The following is an 18,816-nucleotide window of genomic DNA, read 5'->3' on the forward strand; positions in this document are numbered from 1 at the left end:
AACGGGGGTGTGCTCGTGGGGCCGCGCGGCTGCATTCGGCTGCTGCGCGGCCCTCTTCTAAAGTGAGGTGGCGTGCCATGACTAACGGCTGGTAGTAAGGCGCCTCAACCCCGGGTCGTCCGACGTCCGACCCGCATCCCCGACGTGACCACACACGATTCCTCGTCCATCCGTCACCCACGCCCGGGCTCGTCGCCCGTCGCGGATCCGCCCGCCCTGTCCGGGCCCCTCGCTCTGCGCCACCCCGGTTGCCCGTCAACTGGCGGGTCTTCGTGGCCGCGGCAACCCTGCTTGTCTCGCTGTCCGCCTGGGCCACGGAGGCACCCGAGCACGCCGACGCCGTGATCGGCGGCGTGGTCGCGTGGGTCGCCTCCCGGCCGGGGTGGTTCTACATCCTCACGGCCGCTCTCGCGATCGTGTTCGTGATCCTGGTCGCGGACAGCAGGCACGGCACGATCAAGATGGGCCCGGACCACGCGAAACCCCAGTTCAACCTGTTCACGGGGTGGGCCATGTACGCCCTGATGGGCATGGCATTTGGCTACTTCGCCTACCGCTTCGGCATGCCGCTGAGCATCCGCTCCGCTCTCTACCCCTGATCGGGTGCCGGATCCACGGTGCCGCCGGTGACGCCGTGGACACCGCGGCGCTGCTGGGGACCATCTTCGGGGTGGCCACGTCCCTGGGGATCGGGGTGGTCCAGTTGAACTTCGGACTGCGCTACCTGTTCGCCGTCCCCGAAAACCTGGCGGTGCCGTCGGCACTGACCGCCCTGGGGATCCTCATGGCGGTGGCTTCGTGCGTCTTGGGCGTGGACAAGGGCATCCGGCGGCTTTCCGAGCTGAACATCATCCTGGCGATCGGGCTCATGCTGTACGTGCTCATCACCGGGCGCACGGCGTTCCTGCTGGATGCAATCGTCAAGGGCGTGAGCGGATTGCGCGTGGCAGACGCCTCGGTGATGCCCGAGCTCGTGACGGTGAACCCGAACATCACGGTCTTCATGAGCGGTGAACGCGCCGCCGAGCTGATCGCCCAGGACCGGGACACGACCGCCCACTGAGAACCGGGCGGGAGCGCAGAGAAGCGCTCGACACACGCGTGTGGCCCGGATCCGTTCGGACCCGGGCCGCACCGTTCGTGGAGTTCGCGGTCGCGGTGACCGTGTGCGCGTGGACTACGCGGGCATCGGCTCCAGCTTGTAGAAGGACACCCCGCCGGTCACCCGGGAGGCCCCGGGGACCAGGAGTCGGCTGTACTTGGCGCACCACTGGCCGCGCCCCCGTGTGTGCTGTGCGGCGAGTGCGACCTCACGGGCGTCGTCCGCGAAGTACTCGTGCTCGTGACCGTCCGATCCCGTGATGGACACCACGTGCCGGGCGGGGTCCGCCTGAACGGTGACGTCCACCCACTGTTCGCGGGTGTCGGGGTGGGATTTCTGGGTTGTCGTGTTCATGATGTCGGGCCTCTGATTTTTCCGGTCGCTTGCCGGAACCACACGTGTGGCCCCGGCCGCTTCGTCATCCAATCCACCCCTGAACCGAGGGTTGGCGTACGCCGAGTTGGAGCTCTGGGCGCGCGGTGACGTCCTTGTCGTTGCGCGGGCGCATCTCGTGAAGCTGCTTCGAGCCTATCCGTGGATTCGGGGGACCAGCCAGGCGCGGACCGAGAATGTCATCAAAACTTAACCAAGCTTCTGTTGAGTAACATCTGGCACCCGGCGGCGGTTCTCATGGGGTGCGCAGGTCGCTGCGGCGCGTGCCGCGCATCCGGGAGGTGACCGTGCGAGCGCGCTCGTAGTGGCCCAGCAACTGCTCGCACACAGCACCCCACGTGCGCTCCTGCACGCACTGGTGGGCAGTGCGCGCGAAGGCGAGGCGTTTGGCGTCGTCGCCCGCGAGGTCCCGGACGCGCTCGCGCAACCCGGCCAGGTCACCCGGGGCGTAGAGCCACCCGTTACGCGAGGAGTCCACGAGGTCCAGGGGACCGCCGCGGCCCACGGCCACCACCGGGACCCCGGAGGCCATGGCTTCCTGGATGGTCTGGCAGAACGTCTCGTGCTCACCGGGGTGCACGAACACGTCCAGCGACGCCATGGCCGTGGCGAGTTCGGTGCCCGTGAGGAAGCCCTCGAAGTGCGCGTTGGGCAATACCGAGCGCAGCGACTCCTTCCCGGGGCCGGAACCGATGATCACGAGCCGGGTGTCCGGCAGGGCGTCGATCGCGGCGAGGTCCGCGACCTGCTTCTCGGGGGCCAACCGCCCCACGTATCCCACGAGTCGCTTGCCGCCGCCCACGCGCTCGCGCCACGCGTGATCGCGCAGCGCGGGACGGAACCGGCTCGTGTCCACTCCGCGGCGCCACATGTGCACCCGCTGGACGCCATGCTCGTGGAGTTGGCTGATCGACGCCGTGGAGGGAGCGAGCGTGAGGGTCGCACTGTTGTGCATCGCACGCACGTGGGACCACATGGCGGTCTCCAGCACGGACGCCCCGTAGCGTGCGGCGTAACCGGGCACGTCCGTCTGGTACACGGCCACGCACGGCAGACCCAAACCCTTGGCGGCCTGGATGGCCTGCCACCCGAGCACGAACGGGGACGCCACGTGCACCACGTCCGGCGCGAAACGGGCCAGGATGCGCTGCATGCGACTCACGGTGCAGCTCGCCACGCGGACCTCGGGATAGCCCGCGAGCGGCAGAGACGGGATGCGCTCGATCCGCACGCCGTCCACGTGGTCCACCGAGCCCAGGAACAGGGTCTTCTCGTAGGAGGGGGCGATCACCATGGCCTCGTGCCCGTGATCCCGCAGGTGTTCCAGGACGCGGATCACCGAATGAGTGACACCGTTGACGTGGGGGAGGAACTGTTCGGCCACCAATGCGATTCTCACGGTTCCCACTGTGGGCCCGGCGCCTCACGGGGGAGTCACCCGGGGGTGGCCCGCAGGTGAAGTCCGGGCTAACTTCGCTGCCCGTGGTGCGCGGGTGAACGTGAAAAGATGTCCGGTGATGAAACTTCCCTCACTGCCCGGCGTGGTCTCGGGCGTACGCGACCGCTTCACGTCGCACGGTTCGTCCCCCGTGCGCGCCGCCGACGTGCCCCGCCCCGAACCGGACGACTCCCCGGGACTGCCCATGCCGCTCGCGCTGCAGGGCGTGATCGAGCTGCTCGCGGTGGCCGTGGTGGGCCTGTTGCTGGGCACCGTGCTCCTGGGTGCGGTATGGGCTGCGGGGGGCTTCGCGACCCTGGGCGCGGACGGGAGCCTGCAGCTCGCCGGTCAGGTCTGGTTGCTCGCGCACTGCGTGCCCCTCACGATCCAAGCCATCCAGGGCCTGTCGCTGGTCGGTGGCGGGACGGTCACGCTCGTGCCTCTAGGGCTCACGCTGATCCCGTTCGGCCTCGCGGTGATCGCGGGCCGCCGGATCGCCCGGGCGTGCTGGCGCGGTCAGTTCCTGATCCCGTTCTTTGCCGGGATGCTCGCGTACGCGCTCTTCGGGGCCCTCGTGGGCTGGCTCAGCCGCACCGAACAAGTCTCGGTGGACCTCGTGGCGGCCGCCCTGTTGCCCCTGGTCCCGGCCGGGTTGGGCACCCTCGTGGGCGGATGGAGCGCTTCGCGCTCGCTCGCCGCGGTGCTCGGGGCCGACGTCGCGTCCTGGTTGCAGCGCACGAGCCAGCACTCACGCTGGGCCGGTTCCTACGTGTGGGCCGTGATCCGCGCCGGTTTCCTCGCCGCGGTCACCGCTGTGGCGGCCGGTGCCCTGTTGTTCGTGGTGGCGCTCGCGTGGAACTGGGACCGCGTGATCACGGTCTACCAGGACCTCGGTACCGGCGCTGCGGGGGACACCGCCCTGACGGCACTGCAGTTCGGGTACCTGCCCAACATGGTCGTGTGGGCGCTCACGTGGGCCACCGGTGCCGGCTTCTCGCTGGGCACCGGGACCCTGGTGTCGCCGTTCCAGAGCACGCTGGGACCGCTGCCGCAGTTCCCGGCGCTCGCCGCGCTGCCCACCGGTGACCCGTGGCTGTACGCCCCTGCGGTCCTGGGGTTGCCCGTGCTCGCGGGTCTGCTCGCGGGGTGGTGGTTCTGCCGCGAGGGTGAGAACCACCTGGACGACTGGATGGCCATCCGCCTGCCCCTGCGCTGGATCACGTTCGTGCTCTCCACCGTGCTCACGGCGGTGTTCATGGCCGCGGTGGGGGCGGGCCTCGTGACCGCGCTCGCGTGGCTCTCCAGCGGTTCGCTGGGCATCGGCAGGCTCACGGACATCGGCCCGCACGCGTGGCACGTGTTCCTGTGGCTCGGTGCCGAACTCGCGGTGGGCGCCACCGTGGGGTGCCTGGCCGGGCCCTGGCTCGAACGCGAGGGCTACCGTTCCCGCTCCCGCGCCGAGGCGGACGAGCTCCCCGTGCCGGATTCCCCGGCCCCGGAGGACGACGCCGCTGTGGCCCACCACGACGCCCTGCCCGCCGCTGGCGCCGTGCACAGTTCCCGCTCGGCTTCCGGCCCCGGCGCCGGGCAGGATGCTCGCACGGCACCCGGTGGCCGTCCTGGATCCGGGGCGGCCGTCCCGGACGGCGAGGTCACGGCTCGGGGTGTCCGGGGTCTGTTCCGGGGCCGCGCGTCGCGCGCTGCCGCCGAGCCCGAGCGGGAGTCCCAGCCCCGCGGCGGGTCCACGGCCGTGGGACGATCGGCAGACGAACCGGGACTGTCCCGCCGTGAGGAGGCCAAGCGTCGTCGTGCGCAGCGCAGGTCCGAGAAGCGCAAGGCCGCGCGGCTGGCCGCCCTCGACGACGAGCGGGACTGAGACGACGATGAACCGCTCCTGGCGCCGACGGGCTCGGGCGTCCCAGGACGTGGGACTGGGCCGATGACGAACCGCTCTCGATAGCAATGGACTCGCTGGGAGCGGGCGTCTCAGGACCCGGGACCGGCGGAGGTCGGCGAGGTCGCTCCCGGTGTAGCACTCCCCGAAGGGGCAGGGTTCGAGGCGCTCGACGTGGGCGTGACAAGGGAGGCCTCAGGCGTGGCGGTGGCCGTCGGATCGTCCTGCGGCGCACCCGTCTCGAGGGGCGCACCCGAGAAATGCTTCCACACGTTGTCGTTGAGCTGTTGCTCGCACCGGCTGGTCGAGGACAGCGTGAGGGCCCGATCGGTGCATTCCTGGTAGACCTGGGTGGCCGGCCACACGAGCAACCGGGTGCCGCCGCCCAGCGCGTTGATCACACCCCACACGATGGCCAACACCGCGAGCACCGTGATCGGGACCCGTGAGGACGAACCGCGGGAGCGCGCGAGCGCGATGATGCCCAGCACGATCCCGGCGATGGCGAGTACGAGCCCCGCCACGGTGGACCACACGTCACCCACCACGAGTGCGGAGGCGAGCACCGCGAGGGCCGCGGCTACCGCGGCGAACCGGAGCCGAGCGCCGTCAGAGGGGTCCCCCGACTGGGGGCCGCGAGGTGAGGGCTTTTCACCGCGCGGGTCGCCGGCGTGCGGGCCACGGTGCTGCGGGCCGCCGGAGTGCGGTCCCCCTGAGTGGGAACCCCCGGAAGGGGAGCCGCCGGAGGTCGAACCCATCGAGTGCGTGGCGTGGGGCGGCGTGCACCGGTGGCGGGAATCGTGCATACCCACCACTGTAGGCGAGCGGACGGACCGAGCAGCGTCGCGGGCGCAGCACCGCCGCGGCGCCATCGAGGCAGCCTCGCTGGATAGAGTGGGCCCATGCGTTTAGTGGTTCTGGTCTCGGGCTCCGGTACGAATTTGCAGGCGATGATCGACGCCCTGCACCAGGGGGACGTGGAGGTGGATATCGCCGCCGTGGGTGCGGACCTGGAGTGCGCCGGTCTGGACCGGGCGCGCGCCGCGGGCATCGACACCTTCGTGGTGCCGCTGTCCGAGTACCCGGACCGGGAGCAGTGGAACCGTGCGCTGCAACGACGCGTGGCGTCCTACCACCCCGACCGCGTGGTGTTCGCCGGGTTCATGCGGATCGTGGACGCGGAGTTCGTGTCCGTGTTCCCGGGCCGGATCATCAACACGCACCCGTCCTTGTTGCCGTCCTTCCCCGGTGCCCATGCCGTGCGGGACGCCCTGGCCTACGGCGTGAAGGTCACGGGCGCCACGGTGCACGAGGTCGTCGCGGACGTGGACGCCGGACCCATCCTGGCCCAGGTCGCGGTCCCCGTGGCCGAGGACGATACCGAATCCGTGCTGCACGAGCGGATCAAATCCGCCGAGCGCACCCTGCTCGTCAACGCGCTGGCGAAACTGAGCTGGGACGTCACGAGCACCGACCCCGATCTGCCCCGGTCGTAGACTGAACCGGGCTCCGGCCCGCCTACCGTCCGTACCCTCGTCCCCACTGGAGAGCTCGTGAACACTGCCGACCTGAACCGTGTGCCGCTCAAGCGCGCACTGATCTCCGTGTACGACAAGACCGGTCTGGAGGAGCTCGCGCGAGGGCTCCACGACGCCGGCGTGAGCATCGTCTCGACCGGTTCCACCGCCGGGACCATCCGCGGCGCGGGGGTCCCTGTGACCGAGGTCTCCGAGGTCACAGGGTTCCAGGAGTGCCTGGACGGGCGGGTCAAGACCCTGCACCCGCGCGTGCACTCGGGAATCCTCGCAGACCGGCGCAAGCAGGAACACATGGATCAGCTCACCGAGCTCGAGATCGAGCCGTTCGACCTGGTGATCGTGAACCTCTACCCGTTCCAGGACACCGTGCGCTCGGGTGCGGAGCAGGACGCCGTGGTGGAGCAGATCGACATCGGTGGTCCGTCCATGGTGCGCGCGGCCGCCAAGAACCACGCCGCGGTCTCCGTGGTCGTGGATCCCGCCGGTTACCCGGACGTGGTGCGCGCGGCCCAGGAGGGCGGTTACGACCTCGCGGCCCGGCAGAAGCTCGCGGCGGCGGCATTCGCCCACACCGCGGCCTACGACACCGCCGTGGCCACGTGGACCGCCCAGCAGTTCGACCACGACCCCGAGGCGAACTTCTGGCCCCCGTACGCGGGTCTCGCGCTGCAGCGCGCGGAGTCCCTGCGCTACGGCGAGAACCCGCACCAGAAGGCCGCGCTCTACACGAACGACGCCGCGGCGCCCGGGATCGCGCAGGCCGAGCAGTTACACGGCAAGGCGATGTCCTACAACAACTACGTGGACGCGGACGCCGCCGTCCGCGCCGCATTCGACTACGACGAGCCCGCCGTGGCCGTGGTCAAGCACAACAACCCGTGCGGCGTGGCCGTGGCCACCCCCGGCGCGCAGGACCCCATTGCGGACGCCCACCTCAAGGCCCACGCGTGCGACCCGCTCTCCGCGTACGGCGGTGTCGTGGCGGCCAACCGCACGGTCACAGCGGACATGGCCCGCAACCTCAGGCCCATCTTCACCGAGGTGGTCGTGGCCCCCGAGTTCGAGCCGGAGGCGCTCGAGATCCTCGGGGCCAAGAAGAACATCCGCCTGCTCGCGCTGCCCGAGGGCTTCGGCCGCGAGCCCCTGGAGTACCGCGGGGTCTCCGGCGGCGCACTGTTCCAGCAGGCCGACCGCCTCGACGCCGAGGGCGACGACCCTGCCGACTGGACCCTGGTCTCGGGTGACGCCGCGGACGAGAAGACCCTGGCGGACCTCGAGTTCGCGTGGCGTTCCCTGCGAGCCGTGAAGTCCAACGCGATCCTGCTCGCGAACGACGGCGCCTCGGTGGGCATCGGCATGGGCCAGGTCAACCGCGTGGACTCGTGCCGGCTGTCCGTGGAGCGGGCGAACACGCTCGCCGAGGATCACGCCGAACGTGCCCGCGGCGCGGTCGCGGCGTCGGACGCGTTCTTCCCGTTCGCGGACGGGTTGCAGGTGCTCCTAGACGCGGGCGTGCGCGCCGTGGTGCAGCCGGGCGGTTCCATCCGTGACGAGGAGGTCATCGAGGCGGCCCAGGCCGCGGGCGTGACCATGTACCTCACGGGGGCGCGGCACTTCTTCCACTGAGCGGCATCCACCGAGCCGCATCCACTGGGCGACACTCACTGAGCCGCTCCCGCCGGGCTACCGCGGTTTCACCCGGCGTACGACGACGCGCGGTCCCGGGCTTCCGGGGCCGCGCGTCGTCGTGTGTTGCGGTTGTCCAGGCGGGCTCAGGAGAACATGGCGCGGTGTTCCCGGGAGAGCTCGATGTAGTTCTGGGCGTTGCGACTCACGGCATGCTGCTCGTCCACGGACAGCTCCCGCCGGACCTTGCCCGGGACCCCGGCCACGAGGGAACCGGGCGGGATGCGTTCGCCCTCGAGTACCACGGTCCCGGCGGCGATCAGGCTCCCGCGGCCCACCACGGCGCCGTTGAGCACGGTGGCGTTCATCCCCACGAGGACGTCGTCCTCCAGGACGCACCCGTGGATGACCGCGTTGTGGCCCACGCTCACGCGCTCGCCGATGGTCGTGGGGTGGTCCGGGTCCGAGTGCACCGTGACGTTGTCCTGCAGGTTGGAGTTCGTCCCGATCCGCAGGGGGGAGCGGTCACCGCGCACCACGGCGCCGTAGAAGATGCCCGCCCCGGCACCCACCACCACGTCACCCACGATCGTGGCGTTGGGTGCCACAAAAGCGGAGCGGGCCACGGAGGGCCGGTGCTGACCGTAGGGCAGGATCAGGGGTTCGCGGGCGGCGTCGGCGCCCGCGGGCTCGGAGAACTGTGTCATGAGCCATAGCATAGTGCGCGCTCGCGCTCGTCACGACGCCGCCGGTAGCCGCCACGCGCCCGCCGCGTGGCCGGGGCTCGGCCCGGTGTGCGCCCGGTGAGCAGGCGCACCCGAGCCGCGCGGCGTTGTCGTACGGCCACGGTTCGGGGCGGGGCTCAGCCTTCGCCGGCGTCGGAGATGAACCGGCGCCGCAGGGCGGCCATGGCCTTCTCGGGACGCCGGGACTCGCGGTGGCGCAGTGACACCGAGATCTTCTGCCCGCCCTTGAGCACGTACTCGGCGCCGTTGACGTGCACCGTGACTGGATCCGCCTTGACCGAGCTCGCCTCGAGCTCCAGGATGTCGTGGTCCAGCGAGACCTCGATGACCTGACCGCAGTACAGGACCGTGAAGTCCACGGCGTCCAACTCGCGGGGCAGGGCGGGCTGGAACTCGAGCCACTGGCCCCGCACGCGCAGCCCGGCGTACGCGCGGGTGATCACGTCCACCGAACCGGCCATGGCACCCAGGTGGATGCCCTCACCCGTTGTGCCGCCCTGGGTGTCGTCCATGTCGATCATGAGCGCGTCCTGGAACGAACCCCACGAGCGGTCCGGGTCGAGCCACGCGAGCACCGCGGCATTGACCACGCGGGACAGGGACGAACCGTTGGAGGAGCGCGCGATGTAGTGGTCCACGGTGCGCTGGATGGCGTCCAGGTCCGTGGTGTAGCCCATGCGCGCGAGTTCCTCGATCAAACCCTCGGGGCCCAGCAGGTACACGAGCATGATCGTGTCCGCCTGCTTGGAGAGCTTGTAGTTGTTGGTCAGGTCGCCCTCGTTCTCGAGCAACAGGTCCAGGCGGCCGATGTTGCGGTACTTGGTGCGGTAGAAGTCCCAGTCCAGTTCGGCGAGTTCGTCGTAGCCCTCGAACTGCGCGATCGTGCCGTCCGCGTTGAACGGGACGTACATGTTCTCGGCCATCTTGAGCCACTTCTGGACCTCCTGCGGGGAGATCTCGAAGCGGGACTCCAGGTCCTCGCGCTGGTGCTCGACCATGTCGTGGAAGATGTGGGCCGAGTGACGGAACAGCCAGGACGTGAGCACGTTGGTGTAGGCGTTGTCCTTGAGCCCGCCACCGTGCTGGCCCGCGGGGCCGTCGTGGTACTCGTCGGGGCCCATGACACCGGAGATGTGGTACTTGCCGTCGTGCGAGTCGTACTCCGCGAGGGACGCGAACAGGCGGGTGATTCCCACGATCAGCTCGGTCCCGTGGCCGGAGAGCCAGTCGATGTCCCCGGTGGACTCGTAGTACACCCACGCGTTGTACGCGATCGCCAGGCCCACGTGGAACTGGCGCCACGAGTTGTCCGGTAGCCAGCGCCGGGAGTGGTGGTTGTACAGCTCGGGCGGGGTCTCCTCGCGCCCGTCGGAACCGGACTGCCATGGGAAGGCCGCGCCGTAGAGACCGAAGTCCCGGGCATGCTGTTGGGCCATAGCCAGGCGCCGCCACCGGTAGGAGAGCAGGGACCGGGTCACGTGCGGCTGACGCATGTTGATCACGGGCAGGATGAACAGCTCGTCCCAGAAGATGTGGCCGCGGTAGCCCTCACCGTGCAGACCGCGGGCGGGGATGCCTGCGTCCCGCAGGGACAGGTGGGGGGCCAGGGTCTGGGCCGCGTGGAACAGGTGGGTGCGCACTGCGAGCTGGGTGGCCACGTGCTCGGGGGTGTCCTCCGCGGCCTCCAGGGTGACCTCGTAGCGGTCCCACAACCGGGCCCACTCGATCTCGTGAGAGGCCAGCAGCTTGCGCACCCCGAACGGCGTGCGGTTCAGCTCGGCGAGCGCTCCCTCGCGGGGGGAACCGATCGCGGCGTCGCGGCTCGTGACCACCGCGGTCGTGCTGTCCACGAGCACGGGGTTGTGCGGGTCGATCTGCACCGTGTAGCGGCGGAACTCGATCCCGCCGGGGCGCACCTCGCGGCGCTCGCGCACGGGGGTTTCGGACTCGATGCGCGTGCGCTGGGCCATCGCGATCTCGATTTTGGACTGGGAGGTGCGCACGAGGGACAGCAGGGTCTCGTGCTCGTCCGGCAGGGTCGTGGACTCGAGTAGCGCGAGGTGGTGGGCGTTGAGTTCCCGGTACTCGGCCACGCCGCTGTTGGTCACGGCGGGGTCCACACCGGTGCGCACGTGCAACCGCCCGCTGAATCCACGCGAGACGATCCGGGTCTCCTGGGCGCCCAGGTGGCGGTAGCGCAGGGACACCAGGCGGCGCTGGGTGATCTCCAGGCTGCGCGGGGGTTGGTCCGCGCCGGGGTCCTCGTCCGCTTCCGTGAGCACGAGCGTGCGGGTCAGCAGACCGCGGCGCAGGTCCAGTTCCACGCGTTCTTCGGAGGGCTTCATCCCGCCCTCGGACCACCACTGGCCCTCCGCGAAACGCAGGTCCAGGTGCAGCCAGTTGGGCACGTTGACCATGGACTCGTGTTCCACGTCCCGGCCGTTGATGTGGCTGAGCACCCGGTTGAACACGCCAGCCAGGTAGGTTCCGGGGTAGTGGACGGTGTTCGCGGCGAACTCACAGGCCGCGCCGCGCACGCCCATGTAGCCGTTGGCCAGGGTCAGCAGGGCCTCGCGGCGGGGCTCGGTGGCGGGGTCGAAACCGTCGAACACGAGCGCCCACGGGTCGTCCCGGCGCGCGCCCAGGTCCAGCTCGGCGACGTCGTTGAGCACCACGTGGGCGCCCGCGCGGTAGAGCCGTTCCCGGGCACCGTCCCGGTTGATCCCCACGACCAGGCCGAAGTCGCCGGCGGCACCGGCCTGGACGCCGGCCACGGCGTCCTCCACGACGACGCTCTCGCCGGGGGCCACGCCCAGCAGGCGTGCGCACTCGAGGAAGGTGTCCGGGGCGGGCTTGCCCGGCAGGTCGTGCGAGGCGGCCCAGTTGCCGTCCACGATGCGGTCGAACGAGTGCTGCAACCCGGCGGCCTCGAGGACCACGGCGCTGTTGCGGCTCGCGGTCACCAGCCCCACGGGCACACCGCCCTCGCGCAGCCGCTCGATCAGGGCCACGGTGCCCGTGAACACGCGCACACCGTGCTCGCGCAGCTCCTCGTGGAAGAAGCCGTCCTTCGCGGCGGCCTGGCCCTGCACGGTCCAGTCACCCGGCTGCGGGTCCTCGTGGCTCTGGGCCTCGGGGAGCATGGTCCCGCGGGCGGCGAGCAACGCGCGGACGCCGTCCTCGCGACGTCGTCCGTCCACGTACGTACGGTAGTCACCGCCCATGTCGAACGGGCGCCGGTCCACCTCGGTGGCCGGGGCTACGGGCTCGAGGCGGGGATCGGTCAGCAACCGGTCGAAGAGCTTCTGCCACGCGCGGGCGTGCACCCCGGCGGTGTCGGTCACCACACCGTCCATGTCGAAGATCACGGCGGCGTACGGGGTGCGCACCACGTCTACGGGTTCCGGCGGCGACTGGCCGTCGGTGATGCGCGGCATGGAAGCGGTGAACGGGGCGGTGGGAAGAACGTTCACGGCGCGAGAACTCCTAACACGAAGGATCAGGACGTGGGGCGGGACGATGCGAATGCTCGCGCTCGCTGAGCGAGAGCGGCAGCCCGGCTGCGCTGTGACGGCTGCCGCGCGCAGGGGGTACGCACGCGGTACGGGTACACATGCTACCCGCATTCGCTCCCCTGGCGGGAGCCCCCCGCCGAGGGCCCGGACGATCCAGAAACTCTACGAGCATCGCCGCGCTCGTGCCCCCGCCGTGCTGAGGCGCAACACCGCGGCGCGCGGATATGCTGGAGCGGACCCTCCCGCGCACAAAGAAGGTGGAGCATGACGGAATCCCTGGGACACCCTGTGACCAATCAACCGCTGTCGGAGGTGGACCCGGACGTCGCACGGGCCATCGAGGACGAACTGGGGCGCCAGCGCTCCACGCTCGAGATGATCGCGTCGGAGAACTTCGCGCCGCGCGCCGTGCTCGAGGCGCAGGGCTCGGTGCTCACGAACAAGTACGCGGAGGGCTACCCCGGCCGTCGCTACTACGGCGGTTGCGAGTACGTGGACGTCGTGGAGAACCTCGCTCGCGACCGCGCGTGCGAACTGTTCGGGGCGGATTACGCGAACGTGCAGCCGCACTCGGGCGCCCAGGCGAACACCGCCGTGATGGCCGCGCTCATGCAGCCCGGTGACACCCTCATGGGGCTGTCCCTGGCCCACGGTGGGCACCTGACCCACGGCATGAAGATCAATGTCTCGGGCAAGCTCTACAACATCGCCGCGTACGAGGTGGACCCGGACACCTACCGCATCGACATGGACAAGATGCGCGAGCAGGCACTGCAGGCCCGGCCGAACGTGATCGTGGCCGGCTGGTCCGCCTACTCGCGCCAGCTGGACTTCGAGGCGTTCCGCTCGATCGCGGACGAGGTGGATGCCAAGCTGTGGGTGGACATGGCCCACTTCGCGGGTCTCGTGGCCGCGGGGCTGCACCCCAACCCGGTGCCCCACGCGCACGTGACCACCTCCACGGTGCACAAGACCCTCGCGGGCCCGCGCTCCGGTGTGATCCTCGCGGAAGCGGACCTCAAGAAGAAGGTCGATTCCGCGGTGTTCCCCGGCCAGCAGGGCGGGCCCCTCATGCACGCGATCGCGGCCAAGGCCGTGGCGTTCAAGATCGCCGCCACCGAGGAGTTCCGCGAGCGCCAGCAGCGCACGATCGAGGGCGCGCAGATCCTCTCCGAGCGGTTGAACTCCCCGGATCTCGCGGAGCACGGTGTGTCCGTGCTGACCGGCGGCACGGACGTGCACCTGGTCCTCGTGGACCTGCGCAACTCCGAGCTGGACGGCAAGCAGGCCGAGGACCTGCTGCACCAGGCGGGGATCACGGTCAACCGCAACGCGGTACCGTGGGACCCCCGCCCGCCCATGACCACGTCCGGGCTGCGTATCGGGACCCCGGCGCTCGCGACCCGCGGTTTCGGCGTGGGCGAGTTCGAGGAGGTCGCGGACGTGATCGCCGAGGCCCTCAAGCCCGGTGCGGACGTCTCCGCCCTGCGCTCGCGCGTGGACGCCCTGACCGAGCAGTTCCCGCTGTACCCCGGCCTCGAGGAGTGGTGAGATGACGGCCCAGGTCCTCGACGGCAAGGCGACCGCGGCCCGGATCAAGGAAGAACTGACCGAGCGCGTGACCGCACTGCGCGAGCGGGACATGGTGCCCGGTCTCGGAACCGTGATCGTGGGCGACGATCCCGCCTCGCACTCGTACGTGGCGGGCAAGCACCGCGACTGCGAGCAGGTGGGGATCGCCTCGATCCGTAAGGAACTGCCCGCGGACGCGTCCCAGGAGGAGCTCGAGCGCGTCATCGACGAGCTCAACGACGATCCCCGGTGCACGGGGTACATCGTGCAGTTGCCCCTGCCGCCGCACATGGACACCAACGCCGTGCTCGAGCGCATCGATCCCGCGAAGGACGCCGACGGGTTGCACCCCACGAACTTGGGGCGGCTGGTGCTCAACGTCAACGAGCCCATCACGTCCCCGCTGCCGTGCACGCCGCACGGGATCGTGGAGCTGCTCACGCGTCACGGGGTGGACCTCGCGGGGCGCCACGTGCTGGTGATCGGCCGCGGTGTGACCGTGGGTCGGCCCATCGGTTTGTTGCTGACCCGCCGGGAGATCAACGCGACCGTGACCCTGGCCCACACGGGCACCCGCAACCTGCCCGAGCTGCTCGCGCAAGCGGACGTCGTGGTGGCCGCGGCGGGGCGCCCGCACATGATCGGGGCGGACCAGATCAAGCAGGGTGCCGTCCTGCTCGACGTGGGTGTCTCCCGGGTCGAGGACACGGAGACCGGCAAGAAGAAGCTCACGGGGGACATCGACCCGGCCGCCGCCGAGCGCGCCTCGTGGCTGTCGCCCAACCCCGGGGGCGTGGGTCCCATGACCCGGGCCATGTTGCTCGTCAACGTGGTGGAGTCCTGCGAACGGGCCGTCGAGTCGGCCTGATCCCGTAGCCTTCCGGTCACGACGCCGCGCGGCCGTCTCGTTCGTTCGAGCCGGCCGCGCGGCGTCGTCGTCCCCGGGGTCTGTGCGGCACGCGGGCGGCCGTAAAGCCCGGGAGTCCGCGGTCCGAACACGTGCCGGGAACGAGGTGCGCGGGGCTCAGCCCCGGGATGGCTCCTCGGGGGTGTGTCGGCGCATGTCCGCGATCCCGATCCCCATGGCGATCAGCACGATCACAGTGATCACCGCGAAGCTCGCCGTGAACGCGGCATCCCAGTCGGCGCGGGCGAGCACACCGAAGGTCACCGCCGTGATCAGGGCGGTGCCGATCGCGGTGCCCAACCGAACAGCCCGAACGCCTTGGCGCGCTCCCGACCCTGGAAGTACTCCTGGATCATGCCCACCGTCTGGGGGTTGAGCATCCCGGATCCGAGGCCCTGGATCACCCGGCCGATGTTGAGCACCGTGGTGTTGGGCGCGAGACCGCACAACAGCGAGGCCCCTGCGAAGACCGCGATCCCCGCGATGAACAGCTTCCGGCGGCCGAACACGTCCCCCGCGCGGCCGCTGGCCACGAGCGGCACCCCGAACGCGAGCGCGTACCCGGTGAGCACCCACTGGAGTGCCGAGGAACTCGCCTCCAGCTCCTGCTGGATGGAACTCAGGGCCACGTTCACGATCGAGACGCTGATGAGGGACATGAACAGGGGAACGAGCAGGACCCACAGGATGCGGCGTCGTTCGGCGGGGTCCAGTGCGGGGGAGTCGTCCCCGGGGGAGCGCGGAGAATCCGCGGAAGATGTGCTCACCCTCTCTTGATACCCCCTCGGGGCCCGGTTGTGCCAAGGGGCTCGGGCGACGTCGGCGGGTCGGGTCCCCGGGGACCGGCCCGATTCGGTGCGCCCCGCGCGGTTTGAGACAATGGGTTCATGCAGTCGATCGGATCAGCACACACCCGCGCCACCGACTCCCCGGACGCTCCCCGCACCGGACGCACCGCCCTGTGGGGGACGGTGATCGGGCTGGCCGTCCTGGCCGTGATCTTCGCGGTGGCCCTGATCCAGGCCGCCAACTCCAACTCCCTGCTCGGCTGGATCCTCGCGGGGATTGCCCTGGGCTGGCTCATGCTCGCGGTGTGGGCGCTGAGCATGGTGCGCAAGGCCGCGGCGTACGGCCGTGAGCAGGTGCGCCAGGCGCAGGAGCAGTTCCAGGCCCAGCACGGCCGCGCTCCCGCCGCCTCCGCGTCCGCCGGCGCGGGTCAGTCCCTGCGGGACGAGAAGCTCGCCCACGGCATGCAGGTGATCCTGGTGCAGTCCAAGGTCGTGAAGGAACAGCTCTCCGGCGCCGAGCCCGATCCTGAGCAGATCCAGCGGGCCCTGGAGACCATCGACATGACCGCGGCCAACGGGCTGCGCAGCCTCAAGGACTCCTCGAAGCCCGTGAGCGGTACGGTGGTGGACTGAGAACCACCCCGTAACGAGCGAGGAGACACAGGCACATGGCGGATTCCCAGCAGACGGTGCGCATTGCCACGGTGAACGTGAACGGCATCCGAGCGGCGTACCGGCGCGGGATGGCGGACTGGCTCGCCCCGCGCGGCGTCGACCTGTTGTGCCTGCAGGAGGTGCGCGCGCCGGACAAGATCACGCGCGAGCTGCTCGACGAGGACGTGTGGGACGTGCGGCACACCGAGGCCGCCGCCAAGGGCCGCGCGGGCGTCGCGATCGCTACGCGCCGCGACGCGTTCGACGGCGCCCTGCTTCCCACCGAGTCCCGCGTGGGCATCGGGGACGAGTACTTCGACGACTCCGGGCGCTGGATCGAGAACGACGTCCGCCTGCCGGACGGCACCACACTGACCCTGGTCTCCGCGTACGTCCACTCCGGCGAGGTGGACACACCCCGCCAGGACGACAAGTACCGCTTCCTGGACGCGATGCTCACCCGCATGCCGCAACTGGCCGAGCGCGGCGATCATGCCCTCGTGGTGGGTGACCTCAACGTGGGCCACACCGAGCGGGACATCAAGAACTGGAAGGGCAACGTCAAGAACGCAGGCTTCCTGCCGCAGGAACGGGCGTACTTCGACAAGTTCTTCGGGGACGTGGGCTACGTGGACGTGGCCCGCAGCCTCGCCGGGGACGTCCCTGGGCCCTACACGTGGTGGTCCTACCGCGGCAAGGCGTTCGACACGGACGCCGGGTGGCGCATCGACTACCACATGGCCACCCCCGGGCTCGCCGCGGCCGCCCGGAGTGCCGTCGTGGACCGGGCCGCCGCGTACGACACGCGCTTCTCCGACCACGCTCCGCTCGTGGTGGACTACCGCCTCTCGTGAGGTCCCGTGCGTCGGCGGACGACGACGCCGCTGCCCGCACCGCACCTCCCCGCCTCCCATGACCGAGAACCGAAAGAAGATGTCGACCGTGACCGAACAGAACACCGCCCCGAACCCCACACCCCGCGTGGTGTCGGGCGTGCAGCCCTCCGCGGACTCCCTGCACCTGGGCAACTACGTGGGAGCGCTGCGCAACTGGGTGGACATGCAGGACGACAACGACTGCGTGTTCTTCGTGGCGGACCTGCACTCGATCACCGCGGGCCAGGACCCGGCCACGATGTCCGAGCGCACCCGGGTCACGGCCGCGCAGTACATCGCCGCGGGCATCGACCCCGAGCGCTCCACGCTGCTCATCCAGTCCCAGGTGCCGGAGCACACGCAGTTGTCATGGGTGCTCAACTGCATCACCGGTTACGGGGAGGCCGCGCGGATGACCCAGTTCAAGGACAAGTCCCTCAAGCAGGGGGCGGAGAACACCACGGTGGGGTTGTTCACCTACCCTGTGCTGATGGCCGCGGACATCCTGGTGTACCAGGCGAACCAGGTCCCGGTGGGGGAGGACCAGCGCCAGCACCTCGAGCTGACCCGCAACCTCGCGCAGCGGTTCAACTCCCGGTTCGGTGAGACGTTCGTGGTCCCGGACGCCAAGATTCTCGAGAACTCCGCGAAGGTTTACGACCTCGCGAACCCCACGGCCAAGATGTCCAAGTCCGCGCCGTCGGATGCCGGGCTCATCCGCCTCCTGGATCCCGCGAAATCCAACGCCAAGAAGATCAAGTCCGCCGTGACGGACGACGGCACCGAAGTGCGCTTCGACCGCCAGGCCAAGCCGGGGATCTCCAATCTGCTGACCATCTACTCGTCCCTCACGGGCACCCCGGTGGACACCCTCGTGGCCGAGTACGAGGGCAAGATGTACGGCCACCTCAAGGTGGACCTGGCCGAGGTGGTCACCCAGACCCTGGACCCCATCCAGAAGCGCGCCCAGGAACTGCTCGACGATCCCGCCGAGCTGGACCGGCTGCTGGCCCGGGGCGCGCACAAGGCCCGGGAGATCGCGGCCCGCACGGTCACGGACGTCTACGAGCGGATGGGCTTCCTCCCCGGCGCGTGAGCCGCCGGGCGGGGCCCCGTGCGGCACGCCGTGTGGCGCCAGACGCCGTGGGATAGTCTGGACGGGGCCGACCTGAGGAGGATCGTGTGAGCGAGGGACATCCTTCCCCCACCGTGCGCCCGGGCCGGGTGTACGCGGGTGTGGTCATCCGGCTGCCCGAACCCATGGGCCAGGAGTTGCAGGACTGGCGTTCGTCCTTCGGGGACGCGCAAGCGGGCTCGGTCCCCGCGCACATCACACTCATGATCGCCGAGCGCGGGGAGGACTGGGCGGACCTCGTGTCCCACATCCGGGAGGTTGCCGACCGCTGGCAACCGTTCCACGTGGAGATCCGCGGCACGGGGACGTTCCGACCCGTGACCCCGGTGGTCTACCTGCGCATCGAGGGCGGTCACGACCAATGCGTGCAGTTGCACTGCGATCTGAGCGAGCACCACCTGGAGTCCGCGTCCCCCTTCGACTTCCACCCCCACGTGACGCTGGCCCACGGCACCACGGAGGAGGGGCTGGACCGCGCCCAGCACGTGCTGCGCACGTACCACGCGTCCTTCCTGGTGGACCACATCGACCTCTACGAGGGGGACGAACACGGTGCGTGGCACGTGCGGGACCGCCTCCCCTTCGGCGGGGCCGGCACGGACGACCGTGACGCACACTGACCCGCCCCCGGTG

At 70.2% G+C, this 18,816-nt stretch carries 17 protein-coding genes, 1 pseudogene and 1 riboswitch; of the genes and pseudogenes, 11 read left to right on the plus strand and 7 right to left on the minus strand.

What is annotated here, in order from left to right; all coding sequences use genetic code 11:
• Positions 1–272 precede the first annotated feature (272 nt).
• Positions 273–874 (plus strand): annotated as a pseudogene (locus tag J1M36_RS10875) (BCCT family transporter); the annotation flags it as partial.
• 87 nt (positions 875–961) lie between these two features.
• The gene (locus J1M36_RS12895; RefSeq protein ID WP_241247171.1) at positions 962–1,063 is read left to right on the plus strand and encodes a hypothetical protein; all 102 of its coding nucleotides are present in this window, start codon (positions 962–964) and stop codon (positions 1,061–1,063) included.
• 114 nt (positions 1,064–1,177) lie between these two features.
• Here the strand turns inward: J1M36_RS12895 and J1M36_RS10880 are convergent, their stop codons facing one another.
• Positions 1,178–1,456, minus strand: a complete 279-nt coding sequence (locus tag J1M36_RS10880) for a hypothetical protein (RefSeq protein ID WP_064847194.1) — start codon at positions 1,454–1,456, stop codon at positions 1,178–1,180.
• 20 nt (positions 1,457–1,476) lie between these two features.
• A riboswitch (SAM riboswitch) is annotated at positions 1,477–1,619 on the minus strand.
• Positions 1,620–1,730: 111 nt separating this feature from the next.
• Positions 1,731–2,894, minus strand: a complete 1,164-nt coding sequence (locus tag J1M36_RS10885) for a glycosyltransferase family 1 protein (protein WP_064847232.1) — start codon at positions 2,892–2,894, stop codon at positions 1,731–1,733.
• Positions 2,895–3,012: 118 nt separating this feature from the next.
• Between J1M36_RS10885 and J1M36_RS10890 the strand changes: the two genes are divergently transcribed.
• Complete coding sequence (locus J1M36_RS10890; protein ID WP_241247067.1) at positions 3,013–4,809, plus strand: DUF6350 family protein; 1,797 nt, start codon at positions 3,013–3,015, stop codon at positions 4,807–4,809.
• A gap of 110 nt (positions 4,810–4,919) precedes the next feature.
• Here the strand turns inward: J1M36_RS10890 and J1M36_RS10895 are convergent, their stop codons facing one another.
• Positions 4,920–5,633: a DUF308 domain-containing protein gene (locus tag J1M36_RS10895; RefSeq protein ID WP_206479588.1), complete on the minus strand. Its 714-nt coding sequence runs from the start codon at positions 5,631–5,633 to the stop codon at positions 4,920–4,922.
• A gap of 96 nt (positions 5,634–5,729) precedes the next feature.
• Here J1M36_RS10895 and purN point away from each other — a divergent pair, with 96 nt between their 5' ends.
• Positions 5,730–6,323 carry a phosphoribosylglycinamide formyltransferase gene (gene purN / locus J1M36_RS10900; RefSeq protein WP_082943438.1) on the plus strand — a complete coding sequence of 198 codons (594 nt, stop codon included), beginning with the start codon at positions 5,730–5,732 and terminating at the stop codon, positions 6,321–6,323.
• A gap of 57 nt (positions 6,324–6,380) precedes the next feature.
• Positions 6,381–7,991 carry a bifunctional phosphoribosylaminoimidazolecarboxamide formyltransferase/IMP cyclohydrolase gene (gene purH, locus J1M36_RS10905; protein ID WP_206479590.1) on the plus strand — a complete coding sequence of 537 codons (1,611 nt, stop codon included), beginning with the start codon at positions 6,381–6,383 and terminating at the stop codon, positions 7,989–7,991.
• Between the two features lie 146 nt (positions 7,992–8,137).
• Here purH and J1M36_RS10910 read toward each other — a convergent pair whose 3' ends face one another.
• On the minus strand, positions 8,138–8,698 hold the full coding sequence (locus tag J1M36_RS10910; protein ID WP_052160784.1) for a gamma carbonic anhydrase family protein: 561 nt from the start codon (positions 8,696–8,698) through the stop codon (positions 8,138–8,140).
• A 155-nt stretch (positions 8,699–8,853) separates the two neighbouring features.
• Positions 8,854–12,210, minus strand: a complete 3,357-nt coding sequence (locus J1M36_RS10915) for a beta-phosphoglucomutase family hydrolase (protein WP_206479592.1) — start codon at positions 12,208–12,210, stop codon at positions 8,854–8,856.
• A 306-nt stretch (positions 12,211–12,516) separates the two neighbouring features.
• On the opposite strand from J1M36_RS10915, the gene glyA reads away from it, so the two are divergent.
• Entirely contained in the window at positions 12,517–13,803 is a 1,287-nt protein-coding gene (gene glyA, locus J1M36_RS10920; protein ID WP_206479595.1) for a serine hydroxymethyltransferase, read from the plus strand.
• Between the two features lies 1 nt (position 13,804).
• Positions 13,805–14,692, plus strand: a complete 888-nt coding sequence (locus tag J1M36_RS10925) for a bifunctional methylenetetrahydrofolate dehydrogenase/methenyltetrahydrofolate cyclohydrolase (RefSeq protein WP_206479597.1) — start codon at positions 13,805–13,807, stop codon at positions 14,690–14,692.
• A gap of 156 nt (positions 14,693–14,848) precedes the next feature.
• On the opposite strand, the gene J1M36_RS12900 is transcribed toward J1M36_RS10925, so the two are convergent.
• Together J1M36_RS12900 and J1M36_RS10930 are read right to left on the minus strand one after the other, a co-directional pair.
• Positions 14,849–15,031, minus strand: coding sequence for a hypothetical protein (locus J1M36_RS12900; RefSeq protein WP_064847187.1), 183 nt, complete (start codon positions 15,029–15,031; stop codon positions 14,849–14,851).
• Entirely contained in the window at positions 15,004–15,498 is a 495-nt protein-coding gene (locus J1M36_RS10930; protein WP_342358338.1) for an MFS transporter, read from the minus strand. Before J1M36_RS10930 ends, J1M36_RS12900 begins: the two co-directional genes overlap by 28 nt.
• A 120-nt stretch (positions 15,499–15,618) precedes the next feature.
• Here J1M36_RS10930 and J1M36_RS10935 point away from each other — a divergent pair, with 120 nt between their 5' ends.
• The 4 genes from J1M36_RS10935 (at position 15,619) to J1M36_RS10950 (ending at position 18,803) form a co-directional block, all read left to right on the plus strand.
• Positions 15,619–16,152 (plus strand): hypothetical protein, encoded by a 534-nt coding sequence (locus J1M36_RS10935; protein WP_064847185.1) that lies wholly within the window; start codon positions 15,619–15,621, stop codon positions 16,150–16,152.
• A 35-nt stretch (positions 16,153–16,187) separates the two neighbouring features.
• Positions 16,188–17,027: an exodeoxyribonuclease III gene (locus J1M36_RS10940; RefSeq protein ID WP_064847184.1), complete on the plus strand. Its 840-nt coding sequence runs from the start codon at positions 16,188–16,190 to the stop codon at positions 17,025–17,027.
• Between the two features lie 79 nt (positions 17,028–17,106).
• Positions 17,107–18,144: a tryptophan--tRNA ligase gene (trpS, locus tag J1M36_RS10945; protein ID WP_231885637.1), complete on the plus strand. Its 1,038-nt coding sequence runs from the start codon at positions 17,107–17,109 to the stop codon at positions 18,142–18,144.
• 86 nt (positions 18,145–18,230) lie between these two features.
• Complete coding sequence (locus tag J1M36_RS10950) at positions 18,231–18,803, plus strand: 2'-5' RNA ligase family protein (RefSeq protein WP_064847182.1); 573 nt, start codon at positions 18,231–18,233, stop codon at positions 18,801–18,803.
• The last annotated feature ends 13 nt before the right edge of the window (positions 18,804–18,816 follow it).

Source organism: Kocuria sp. KRD140 (assembly GCF_017168375.1).
In the GTDB taxonomy this organism is placed as follows: domain Bacteria; phylum Actinomycetota; class Actinomycetes; order Actinomycetales; family Micrococcaceae; genus Kocuria; species Kocuria marina.

Coding starts and splice junctions, on each gene's coding strand:
- J1M36_RS10910 (WP_052160784.1), bottom strand. CDS start 8,698: ATGACACAGTTCTCCGAGCCCGCGGGCGCCGACGCCGCCCGCGAACCC.
- J1M36_RS10935 (WP_064847185.1), top strand. CDS start 15,619: ATGCAGTCGATCGGATCAGCACACACCCGCGCCACCGACTCCCCGGAC.
- J1M36_RS12895 (WP_241247171.1), top strand. CDS start 962: ATGCCCGAGCTCGTGACGGTGAACCCGAACATCACGGTCTTCATGAGC.
- J1M36_RS10925 (WP_206479597.1), top strand. CDS start 13,805: ATGACGGCCCAGGTCCTCGACGGCAAGGCGACCGCGGCCCGGATCAAG.
- J1M36_RS10880 (WP_064847194.1), bottom strand. CDS start 1,456: ATGAACACGACAACCCAGAAATCCCACCCCGACACCCGCGAACAGTGG.
- J1M36_RS10890 (WP_241247067.1), top strand. CDS start 3,013: ATGAAACTTCCCTCACTGCCCGGCGTGGTCTCGGGCGTACGCGACCGC.
- trpS (WP_231885637.1), top strand. CDS start 17,107: ATGTCGACCGTGACCGAACAGAACACCGCCCCGAACCCCACACCCCGC.
- J1M36_RS10895 (WP_206479588.1), bottom strand. CDS start 5,633: ATGCACGATTCCCGCCACCGGTGCACGCCGCCCCACGCCACGCACTCG.
- purN (WP_082943438.1), top strand. CDS start 5,730: ATGCGTTTAGTGGTTCTGGTCTCGGGCTCCGGTACGAATTTGCAGGCG.
- glyA (WP_206479595.1), top strand. CDS start 12,517: ATGACGGAATCCCTGGGACACCCTGTGACCAATCAACCGCTGTCGGAG.
- J1M36_RS10940 (WP_064847184.1), top strand. CDS start 16,188: ATGGCGGATTCCCAGCAGACGGTGCGCATTGCCACGGTGAACGTGAAC.